The following is a 9,631-nucleotide window of genomic DNA, read 5'->3' as shown; positions in this document are numbered from 1 at the left end:
GTTCCACGCTTTCGCGTTTCCCTTTCCGGCGACTCCAACCTTACCAGATTCTTTTTCCGTTCCGTTTCCGGTCCGAATTTCAATTCCGGCGGCCGCTGGAGAGCCTTCACCTTTCGGCGTGTCCACTACGTTAGCCGATTTCTCGGACCGCTCATAATCGAGCCAAATCAATCCGAATTACGGCATGACGAAAACCCACCCTGAGGGTGTGTCGTAGGTAGTGGTTTGCCGTTCCGAGTTGCTTCAGTCGATCCGATGGATCGCACCGATAGCAGTGCCCGTTTCAAACGGCCCGGACCACATTAGGTGGTCCGGATGGGCGCGTCAAGTTGCGCGGCGGCGTGGCACGTGGGCCCGGTAGGAGCTCACCGTGGGGTCGCCGTCGATCCAGAATCGCCACGGACGTGCGGCTCCGTCGCCGCCGACTCCGGTGCGCGGACCGTTGCGGACCCGGTCACGGGGTGGTGGGGTGCCGTGCAGTACGTGCAGCGCGTTGCCGGGGTGGGCGATGGCGTCGGTGCCGTCGAGCGCGCGGTCGATGTCGAGGGCGGTGGCCAATCGGGCCGGCCCTTTGGCCAGTTCCTTGTCGTTGCGGGCCGAGAGCCGACGTTCATGGGTGAGTTCGGCACCCACCTGGATCTCGCCCGCGCGGAGCAGGACACCGCTGGCCACACCCTCGGGGCCACATACCAGGTTGAGACAGTGCCACATGCCGTACGTGAAGTAGACGTACACGTGGCCGGGCGGTCCGTACATGACGCTGTTGCGTGGCGTACGGCCTCTGAAGGCGTGCGATCCGGGGTCGGCCTCGCCCGCGTACGCCTCCACCTCGGTGAGACGGAGCTCGATGGGACCGTCGGGCGTGGCACGGACCAGGATCCGGCCCAGGAGATCGGGGGCGACGTCCAGTACGGGGCGGTCGAAGAAGTCGCGGGTGAGCGGTGTACGTTCCAGACCCTCGGTCATGACGTTCGAGGGTACCGGGAACCGACGACGGTCCTGACGCGTATCTATGGGGTCAGGACCAAGGAGGAAAGAACATGGGCTTCAAGCGGCTGCTCGCGAGTCTGGGTGCCGGTGGTGCCTCGGTGGAGACCGAGCTCAGCGAACACAACGTCGTACCGGGCGGAGTCGTCCAGGGCGAGGTGCGGATCCAGGGCGGCAGCGTGGATCAGCAAATCGAGGGGCTCTCCGTGGGGCTGCAGGCCCGGGTCGAGGTCGAGGGTCAGGACACGGAGACCAAGCAGGACATCGAGTTCACCAAGCTCCGGCTCGGGGGCGCGTTCCAGGTGCAGGCCGGTGCGGTGCACGTCGTACCGTTCGGGCTGGAGATCCCGTGGGAGACGCCGATCACGATGTTCGCCGGTCAGCATCTGAACGGCATGCACATCGGCGTGACCACGGAGCTGGAGATCGCGCGGGCGGTGGACTCGGGCGATCTGGACCCGGTCAACGTGCATCCGCTGCCGGCCCAGGAGGCGATTCTCGACGCCTTCGGTCAGCTCGGTTTCCGTTTCCGCAGCGCGGACCTGGAACGCGGCCACATCCGGGGGACGCGCCAGCGGCTGCCGTTCTACCAGGAGATCGAGTTCTACCCGCCGCAGCAGTACCGCGGGCTGAACCAGGTGGAGCTGTCGTTCGTCGCGGACGACCGCGAGATGGACGTCGTCCTGGAGATGGACAAGAAGCCGGGGCTCTTCAGCGAGGGCAGCGACACCTACCGCTCCTTCAAGGTCGGGCTGACCGACTTCCACACGACGGACTGGGCGGCGTACCTCAACCAGTGGCTCGCCGAGGTCGGCGGTCGGCGCAACTGGTTCTGACTCTGGTTCTAGGGTCGGAGGGAGACCTGCCGACGGCGGCAGGACGATCAGGAGAGGTGCTGACGTGACCGAGCAGAAGAGGGCGCCGCTGCCGCACGACTTCCATCCCGAGGTGCCGTCGTTCACGGTCGTGAGCGACGACGTCGCCCCGGGGGCCGTGCTGGCGGACGCGCAGGTGCTGGCGGCCGGGAACACTTCGCCGCATCTGCGGTGGGAGGGCTTCCCGGCCGGGACCAGGAGTTTCGCCGTGACCTGCTTCGACCCCGACGCCCCCACGGGCAGCGGGTTCTGGCACTGGGTGCTCTTCGACATCCCGGCCTCGGTCACCGAACTGCCGGCCGGTGCGGGCAGCGGGGAGTTCGCCGGGCTGCCCGCCGGGGCCGTCCACGCCCGCAACGACTACGGGACGAAGGACTTCGGCGGTGCCGCGCCTCCGGTCGGTGAGAAGCACCGCTACGTCTTCACCGTGTACGCGGTCGACAGCGACAAGCTCGGCGTCGACGGCGACACCTCGCCCGCGGTCGTCGGGTTCCATCTGCGGTTCCACACACTGGGTCGTGCCCAGCTGATCGGTGAGTACGAGGCCCCGGCCAAGTAGGCGCCCAGCCTTCACCGAGAGTTCGGCTCGAGAGGGCTCCGGAACCCGGAGTTCGCCCGTTGTTCGCCCTGCCCTGGTCCTGAAGCGATCAGGGCAGGGCAGTTTTTATTGCGTTGTCCCCCACAGCCTGCCCGGCCAGAGTTGTTCCGGGCCTGCCAGGGGGCGGGCGGCACACAGGAGGTGGGCGAGATGCGGGACACGCTGGTACTGAACGCGAGCTTCGAGCCGCTGTCGACGGTGACGCTGAACCGTGCGGTGGTGCTGGTTCTGCAGGACAAGGCCGTCGTCGAGCAGTCGCACCCCGATCTGCGCATGCGTGGCGCCGCCGTGGACATCCCGGTGCCGAGGGTGATCAGGCTCTGCCGGTACGTGCGGGTGCCGTTCCGAAGACAGGCCCCGTGGTCCAGGAGGGGCGTGCTGATACGGGACCAGCACCGGTGCGCGTACTGCGGACGGCGGGCGAGCACCGTCGACCACGTGGTGCCGCGGGCCCAGGGTGGCCAGGACACCTGGCTGAACACGGTGGCGTCCTGCGCCGAGGACAACCACCGCAAGGCGGCCCGGACGCCGGAGCAGGCGGGGATGCCGCTGCTGCGGCAGCCGTTCGTCCCCTCTCCGGCGGAAGCGATGCTGCTGGCGATGGGTGCCGACGAGCGTTCCGCGCTGCCGGAATGGCTGGATCGCGCTGCCGCGTAGTCGGCGCACGCACCGAATCGTGCCGAAAGCCCGTCCTCCTGCGAGGGCGGGCTTCCCGTGTGTCAGCCGTGTCGGCGCAGGAGCAACTGGACGATCGCGACCGCGCCGACCACGACGATGAGGGTGCGCAGCACGGTCGGGCTGAGGCGGCGGCCGATCGTGGCACCGACCTGGCCGCCCAGTGCCGAGCCGACCGCGATCAGCACGACGGCCGTCCAGTCGAAGTCCGCGACGAAGAGGAAGAAGAGCGCGGCGATGCTGTTGACGACGGCTGCCAGGACGTTCTTGACGGCGTTGAGCCGCTGCATGGTGTCGTCGAGCAGCATCCCCATCAGGGAGAGGTAGATGATCCCCTGGGCGGCGGTGAAGTAGCCGCCGTACACGCTGGCGAGCATCAACCCGGTGAAGAGGAGCGGGCCGCCGTCGACGCGGGCGGGAGCGCCGTTGTGCTCTCGTCGTCGCTGGACGGCCCTGCTGATGCGCGGTTGCAGGATGACGAGGATCAGGGCCAGGGTCACCAGGACCGGCACGATCGTCTCGAAGGCCGTGGGCGGCAGGGTGAGCAGGAGCGTGGCGCCGGTGAGACCGCCGATCAGGGCCGCGACGGCGAGTCTGAGGACGCGACGGCCCTGCCCGGCGAGTTCCGCGCGGTAGCCGATGGCGCCACTGATCGAGCCGGGGATCAGGCCGAGCGCGTTGGAGACGGTGGCGGTGACCGGGGGCAGCCCGGTGGCGAGCAGCACCGGGAAGGTGATCAGCGTTCCGGATCCGACGATCGTGTTGATCGTGCCGGCGCTGATGCCCGCCGCGAAGACGGCGAGCATCTCCCAGATGGTCATGGTGGCTCCCCCGTGCATGGTCGATGCGTCGTGCACCGATCATGCACGAGGGCATCCACGCGTCATTCGACCGGGGGCTGCTCCCGGCGTTCCTTGCCGCCGGTGTCGAATCCGGGGGCACCGTTGCCGAGGTTGCCGAAGGCACCGCTGAGGCCCTTCAGCGCATCGCCGATCTCGCTGGGCACGATCCAGAGCTTGTTGGCGTCGCCCTCGGCGATCTTCGGGAGCATCTGGAGGTACTGGTACGAGAGGAGCTTCTGGTCCGGGTCGCCGGCGTGGATCGACTCGAAGACCGTACGGATCGCCTGCGCCTCGCCCTCCGCGCGCAGGGCGGACGCCCTGGCCTCACCCTCGGCCCGCAGGATCGCGGACTGCTTCTCGCCCTCGGCGGTGAGGATCGCGGACTGGCGGGTTCCTTCGGCCTGGAGGATCGCGGCGCGCTTGTCACGGTCCGCGCGCATCTGCTTCTCCATCGAGTCCTGGATGGAGGTGGGCGGTTCGATCGCCTTGAGTTCGACGCGGTTGACGCGGATGCCCCACTTGCCGGTCGCCTCGTCGAGGACTCCGCGGAGGGCCGCGTTGATCTCCTCGCGGGAGGTCAGGGTCCGCTCCAGGTCCATGCCACCGATGATGTTGCGGAGGGTCGTGACGGTGAGCTGCTCGATCGCCTGGATGTAGCTGGCGACTTCGTACGTGGCGGCCCTGGCGTCCGTCACCTGGTAGTAGATGACGGTGTCGATGTTGACGACCAGGTTGTCCTGGGTGATCACCGGCTGAGGCGGGAAGGGAACGACCTGTTCACGCAGGTCGATGCGGTTCCTGATGGTGTCGATGAACGGAACGACGATGTTCAGGCCCGCGTTGAGCGTACGGGTGTAGCGGCCGAAGCGCTCCACGATGGCGGCGCTGGCCTGCGGAATGACCTGGATGGTCTTGATCAGGGCGATGAAGACGAGCACCACCAGAATGATCAGGACGATGATGATCGGTTGCATCGTGTTCCTCATTGCCCTTCGGTTGCCGACGGATCGCGGGTGATCGAGGTCGAGATCGTAGGAGGGGTCGAATACGGATGCGACCCCGATCTCATGATGATCGACTTCGAGTCTGACAGAACGCGCGCCGCCGTGGGGGTGATTCGGTCACATGACGACCGCTGTGGCTCCGTCGATGTCGACGACATCGACCTGTTGGCCCGGATCGAAGCTCTGGTCCCCGTCGAGTGCCCGGGCGGACCAGATCTCCCCGGCCAGTTTGATCCGGCCGCCGTTGCCGTCGACCCGTTCCAGGACGACCGCCTGACGGCCTTTCAGTCCATCGACACCCGTTGCGAGTTGAGGCCGGTCGGCGCGGTGTCTGGTGGCGATGGGGCGCACCACCGCGATGAGCGCCACGGAGACCACGACGAACACCAGCACCTGGGCCACGATGCCGCCGCCGAGCGCCGCGACGACCGCGGCGGCGATCGCTCCGACGGCGAACATGCCGAATTCGGGCATCGCGGTCAGGACGAGCGGGATGCCCAGTCCCGCCGCGCCGATCAGCCACCACACCCACGCGTCGATGTCCACGGGGTCATGGTAGGACCGCGAGTGCCCTCGCGGACAGTGCGCAAGCGGACAGCCTCGACGGCCCCGTGGCCCGTGCGGCCCATGGCCGGCGGTGGCCGGTGGGCGACGGCCGACGTGGCGGTGTGGTGGGCGTCGGGCGGTCGGCGGCGGGCCCGTCCGAGGGGTCGGGGGGCGGATGGGGAGGGCGAAGACGTATCGGGGACAGGAGCGCTTCGGTGGGTCGGGAGGGCGGATGGGGAACGGACCGGCTCCGGCCGGACGGGTTCACCGGGCTCCGGTTCTTGCGGCCTCCGGTCTTCCGGTCTTCCGGAGGGACGTCTCAGGAGAGCGGAAGTCCGTGGGCCGTGTAGCGGTCGCCGGTGCGCTCGACGACGAGCGGCAGGCCGAAGCAGTGGGAGAGGTTGCGCGAGGTGAGCTCGGTCTCCATGGGACCGGCGGCGAGCACCTTGCCCTGGCGGATCATCAGGACGTGGGTGAAGCCCGGGGCGATCTCCTCGACATGGTGGGTGACCATGATCATGGAGGGCGCGTAGGAGTCGCGGGCCAGTCGGCCGAGGCGGCGGACCAGGTCCTCGCGTCCGCCGAGGTCGAGTCCCGCCGCGGGCTCGTCGAGGAGCAGCAGTTCGGGGTCGGTCATCATGGCGCGGGCGATCAGCGTTCGCTTGCGCTCGCCCTCGGACAGGGTGCCGAACTTGCGGCCGAGGTACTCGTTCATGCCGAGGCGGTCGAGGAAGGCGCGGGCTCGCTCCTCGTCGACGGCTTCGTAGTTCTCGTGCCAGGTGGCGGTCATGCCGTAGGCGGCGGTGAGCACGGTCTGCAGGACGGTCTGTCGCTTGGGCAGCTTGTCGGCCATGGCGACGCCCGCCATGCCGATGCGGGGGCGGAGTTCGAAGACGTCGGTGCCGACGCCGCCGAGCTGTTCGCCGAGGATGCTGACGGTGCCGGTGCTCGGGAACAGGTAGCTGGACGCGATGTTGAGGAGGGTGGTCTTGCCGGCGCCGTTCGGGCCGAGGATGACCCAGCGCTCCCCCTCCTTGACGTGCCAGGAGACGTCTTCCACCAGAGCGCGTCCGTCTCGGACCACGGATACGTCCACCAGCTCCAGTACATCGCTCATGGCGCGTTGTCTCCCCATGCAGTGTCGAGATCGTCGCGTGCCTGTGGGCACAGCTCCCAGGGAAATCTACGCCACCGCGGGAGTGTGCCCGGCGCTGGGCCCGAGTGGCCCCGGGCCGTCGGCCGGTTCCCTAGGCTGTCCCCATGCTTTCGGAACCACGCTCAGGGTTGCTGGCCGCTTGGGGAAACGCGCTGCTCGCGGGACTCGTGTCTCCGGACGACGCGGCGCTCGCCATCGTCGGGGAGGACGCGGTGCACCGCGTGGAGGGACTGCCGGGCGAGGCGGGGCCGGTGGGGCTGACGCTGGCGCTCGGGCGGCTGCGTGGCCTGGGGGTGAGCGGGTTCCGGGTCGCGCTGCCGGCCCCGGGGCATCCGCTGGGGCTGAGCGGTCCGCCGGAGTTCAACGCGCGGGCGCTGGAGGCAGAGGAGGCGGTGATCGCCTTCGGTGCCCCGTACGGACTGGTTCCCGAGGTGAGCGAGCGAGGGCCGGAGGGGGATCTGCACGTCGAGGTGGTCTGGCACTGCCTGCCGGTGCGCGAGGCTTCGCCGGCCGACGTGCCGTCGCTGGGCGAGGCGGAGCGGGAGCTCGCCGAGGCGCTGCGGGACGCGACGGAGGTGCTGTCGCGGCTGGACGTGGCCGGTTCCGGGCCGATGGCGGAGGCGGCGGTGGACGCGTACCGGGCGCGGGTGGAGCGGGGCCGCGAGGTGCTGGCTCCGGGGTATCCGCCGCGGGCGGTGCGGGTGCTGGAGCTGGCTCAGCGGGTCGGGCTGCTGATCTCGGTGGCGTACGGGCACGGGCACGGCGGGGCGGTGAGCGCCTCGGAGATCGCGGCGCGGGCGGAGGCGCTGCGGCCGGTCGAGCGTGTGGCCCGGAGGGCGCAGGTCGCCGCGTACAACGCCTGCGTGGAGGAGCGCGAGCGGGAACGGTAGGTCCCGGGGCGCCGCCCCGGGGCGGGGCGGGAGCCCGGACGGTCGCGTCCGGGCTCCCGGGCTTTCCTCCGGGACGGGCGGTGCGCACCCGCCCGGGGACGTCCGGTCATGGGCGCTGCTCGGCTCAGCCCGCCGCCCCGTGGCGTACGGCCCAGAGCGCCGCCTGGGTCCGGTCCGAGAGGTCGAGCTTCATCAGTATGTTCGACACGTGGGTCTTGACGGTCTTCTCGGAGAGGACCAGTGCCCGTGCGATCTCGCGGTTGGAGCGGCCGTCGGCGATCAGGCCCAGTACTTCCCGTTCCCGTTCGGTGAGGGTGCTGCCCCGGCCCGTGCCGCCGGCCCCTTCGTCCTGGGTGAGCAGGGCTCCCGCGATCTCCGGCTGGAGGAGCACGTGGCCGGCGTGCACCGAGCGGATGGCCCCGGCCAGCGCGTCCGGGTCGACGTCCTTGTACACGTAGCCGGAGGCCCCGGCCCGGAGGGCGGGAACGACGGTGCGCTGCTCGGTGAAACTGGTGACGATGAGGACCTTGGCCGGGTTCGCCAGCTCACGGAGTCTGCGCAGTGCCTCGATTCCGTCGGTTCCGGGCATCTTGATGTCCATCAGGACGACATCGGGACGCAGTTCCTCGGCCCTGGCCACCCCTTCGGCGCCGTCGGCAGCCTCACCGACCACCTCTATGTCGTCCTGGATCTCCAGGAACGTACGCAGACCGCGGCGTACCACCTGGTGGTCGTCGACCAGCAGCACCCTGATGATCCTGTCAGCCACCGGGGATCTCCATCTCGATCGTGGTGCCCTTGCCGGGCGCCGATTCAACGGTGAGTCTTCCGCCGACCCCGCTCGCGCGGTCCCGCATCGACACCAGGCCCAGGTGACGGCCCGCCCGCCCGGTCGCCGCGGGGTCGAAGCCGCTGCCGTCGTCGGTGATGCGCAGGCGTGCGCCGTTGCCGTGCCGGGTCAGGGCGACGTCGACGTGTGCGGCGCCCGAGTGGCGCAGGGCGTTGTGCAGTGCTTCCTGGGAGACGCGGAGCAGCGCTTCCTCCTGGGCCGCGGGCAGGGCCCGTACGCCCTTGCTGTCGAAGGTGACCCGGGCCGTGTGGGCGCGGTCCAGGACCTGGATCTGGGTGCGGAGCGTGGCGACGAGGCCGTCCTCGTCGAGGGCGGCCGGGCGCAGCTCGACGACGGCCGCGCGCAGCTCGTCCACGGCTTCGGCGGCGAGGGCGGCGACCTGGTGGAGCTCTCCCTTGGCGCGGACCGGGTCGCGGTCGATCAGGGCGGTGGCGGCCTGGGCCGTCAGCCGCAGCGAGAACAGCTTCTGGCTGACGGCGTCGTGCAGCTCATGGGCGAGCCTGGAGCGTTCCTCGGCGATGGTCAGCTCCCGGCTGCGCTCGTACAGCCGGGCATTGGTGAGGGCGATCGCCGCGTGCTGGGCGAGGATCGACAGCAGTTCCTCGTCCTCGGCGGTGAAACCGCAGCTGCCCTCGGGCTTCGGACAGCGCTTGTTGGCGAGGAAGAGCGCGCCGAGGGTCGCGTCGCCGTCCCGGATGGGCAGGCCGAGGAAGTCGGACATGTCGGGGTGAGCGTCGGGCCAGCCCCCGAAGCGGGGGTCCTTGCGGACGTCTGCGAGGCGCTCGGGCCGCGCCTCGTGGAGCATCGCGGCGAGGACGCCGTGCTGCCGGGGCAGCGGGCCGATGGCCCTCCACTGCTCGTCGCTGACCCCGTCGACGACGAACTGGGCGAAGCCTCCGTGGTCGTCGGGGACCCCCAGGGCGGCGTACTCGGCGTCCAGCAGCTCGCGGGCCGAGGCGACGATCGTCTTCAGGACGTCGCGGACTTCGAGTGGCCGGCTCATGGCGAGCAGTGCGGCACTCACCGCCGCGAGGCCCGACGGTGCGCGATGGCTCATGGCCTCACCGTACAAGCGGGACCCGTACGCCGTATCAGCCTGTGGACGGCTGCCGTCTAGGTGTTCTGTCCCGGGAGGTTGTGGACGGGTGAGCCAGATCTCGGCTGAGGGATCTTGAACGGGTGAGGGCCTTCCGGTTTGGTGTGGATTG

11 protein-coding genes are annotated in these 9,631 nt (G+C 69.7%); 4 read left to right on the top strand and 7 right to left on the bottom strand.

Annotated features, from left to right (window positions below; translation table 11 throughout):
• Positions 1-324: 324 nt before the first annotated feature.
• Complete coding sequence (locus tag ACGF2V_RS30885) at positions 325-966, bottom strand: DNA-3-methyladenine glycosylase (RefSeq protein WP_362621243.1); 642 nt, start codon at positions 964-966, stop codon at positions 325-327.
• Positions 967-1,040: 74 nt separating this feature from the next.
• Between ACGF2V_RS30885 and ACGF2V_RS30880 the strand changes: the two genes are divergently transcribed.
• From ACGF2V_RS30880 to ACGF2V_RS30870, 3 genes are all read left to right on the top strand, one after another.
• Entirely contained in the window at positions 1,041-1,823 is a 783-nt protein-coding gene (locus ACGF2V_RS30880) for a sporulation protein (RefSeq protein ID WP_362621245.1), read from the top strand.
• Positions 1,824-1,887: 64 nt separating this feature from the next.
• Entirely contained in the window at positions 1,888-2,421 is a 534-nt protein-coding gene (locus tag ACGF2V_RS30875; RefSeq protein WP_362621247.1) for a YbhB/YbcL family Raf kinase inhibitor-like protein, read from the top strand.
• A 189-nt stretch (positions 2,422-2,610) separates the two neighbouring features.
• A complete protein-coding gene (locus ACGF2V_RS30870) occupies positions 2,611-3,117 on the top strand; it encodes an HNH endonuclease (protein WP_362621248.1) in 507 nt (168 codons plus the stop codon).
• A 62-nt stretch (positions 3,118-3,179) separates the two neighbouring features.
• Here ACGF2V_RS30870 and ACGF2V_RS30865 read toward each other — a convergent pair whose 3' ends face one another.
• The 4 genes from ACGF2V_RS30865 to ACGF2V_RS30850 form a co-directional block, all read right to left on the bottom strand.
• Complete coding sequence (locus ACGF2V_RS30865; protein ID WP_362621250.1) at positions 3,180-3,956, bottom strand: sulfite exporter TauE/SafE family protein; 777 nt, start codon at positions 3,954-3,956, stop codon at positions 3,180-3,182.
• Between the two features lie 62 nt (positions 3,957-4,018).
• Positions 4,019-4,951 (bottom strand): SPFH domain-containing protein, encoded by a 933-nt coding sequence (locus tag ACGF2V_RS30860; RefSeq protein WP_351525028.1) that lies wholly within the window; start codon positions 4,949-4,951, stop codon positions 4,019-4,021.
• Positions 4,952-5,098: 147 nt separating this feature from the next.
• Positions 5,099-5,527 (bottom strand): NfeD family protein, encoded by a 429-nt coding sequence (locus ACGF2V_RS30855; RefSeq protein WP_362621253.1) that lies wholly within the window; start codon positions 5,525-5,527, stop codon positions 5,099-5,101.
• Between the two features lie 319 nt (positions 5,528-5,846).
• On the bottom strand, positions 5,847-6,644 hold the full coding sequence (locus ACGF2V_RS30850; RefSeq protein WP_362711156.1) for an ABC transporter ATP-binding protein: 798 nt from the start codon (positions 6,642-6,644) through the stop codon (positions 5,847-5,849).
• A gap of 143 nt (positions 6,645-6,787) precedes the next feature.
• Between ACGF2V_RS30850 and ACGF2V_RS30845 the strand changes: the two genes are divergently transcribed.
• On the top strand, positions 6,788-7,573 hold the full coding sequence (locus ACGF2V_RS30845) for a hypothetical protein (RefSeq protein WP_362621257.1): 786 nt from the start codon (positions 6,788-6,790) through the stop codon (positions 7,571-7,573).
• A 124-nt stretch (positions 7,574-7,697) separates the two neighbouring features.
• On the opposite strand, the gene ACGF2V_RS30840 is transcribed toward ACGF2V_RS30845, so the two are convergent.
• Together ACGF2V_RS30840 and ACGF2V_RS30835 are read right to left on the bottom strand one after the other, a co-directional pair.
• Positions 7,698-8,342, bottom strand: coding sequence for a response regulator transcription factor (locus ACGF2V_RS30840; RefSeq protein WP_362621259.1), 645 nt, complete (start codon positions 8,340-8,342; stop codon positions 7,698-7,700).
• Positions 8,335-9,480 (bottom strand): GAF domain-containing sensor histidine kinase, encoded by a 1,146-nt coding sequence (locus tag ACGF2V_RS30835; protein ID WP_362621261.1) that lies wholly within the window; start codon positions 9,478-9,480, stop codon positions 8,335-8,337. Before ACGF2V_RS30835 ends, ACGF2V_RS30840 begins: the two co-directional genes overlap by 8 nt.
• Positions 9,481-9,631: the final 151 nt, after the last annotated feature.

Origin of the sequence: Streptomyces sp. NPDC047982, from assembly GCF_043204165.1 — a bacterium.
Taxonomy (GTDB): Bacteria; Actinomycetota; Actinomycetes; order Streptomycetales; family Streptomycetaceae; genus Streptomyces.
The sequence above is the reverse complement of the archived record's forward strand: the minus strand, read 5'-3'. Positions and strand labels throughout refer to the sequence as shown.